We start from the raw sequence: 556 nt of genomic DNA, 5'->3' as shown, positions 1-556 counted from the left end.
CCCAGGGCCACGAGCTTGAGCTCGTCGCCGACGGTGTTGACCTCGAGCAGCGCGCGCACCGCGTGGCCGTCGGAGTCCCCGGTCAGCACACCGGCGAGGCCGATCGCGTTGTAGCGGTCGTCGGGGTTCGTCGTGCCCGAGTTGAGGGCGGGGTGCTCGCCGGTCGGCTTGAACCAGCCCATGACCGAGATCTCGTCGGCGTCCGCGAAGGCCCCGAGCGAGTCCACGCCGTCGGCGTCGTAGACGCCGGCCTTCCAGTCGTCGTTCGACGACGCGAGCGGGCTCATCTGCTGCGTCTGCAGCGCCTCGCCCGCGCCCGGGTAGGCCCGGTCGGCCACGCGCATCTCCACCCCGCCGTTGACGAGCTGGATGTTCGTCCCGGACCAGCCCTGGTCCGCCTCCCACGTCGTCGAGCCCGCGACGGGGTGGTCGAAGTCGTAGTGCGCCGCGACGTTCCCGGCGAGCTCGGGGAGCACGACGGGCGAGGACGCCCCGACGCGCCGCGCTCCGGTGACCTGCCAGATCTTCCCGTTGGCCTTCGAGATCAGGTACAGCT

General features: G+C 71.8%; 1 pseudogene. It reads right to left on the bottom strand.

The features are described 5' to 3' along the window. Positions 1 to 556: pseudogene (locus G3I78_RS47260) on the bottom strand (hypothetical protein); the annotation flags it as partial.

Source organism: Streptomyces sp. SID13726, from assembly GCF_010548375.1.
Lineage (GTDB): Bacteria > Actinomycetota > Actinomycetes > Streptomycetales > Streptomycetaceae > Streptomyces.
Note: the sequence above shows the minus strand (reverse complement) of the source record. Positions and strands in the feature narration are given on the sequence as shown.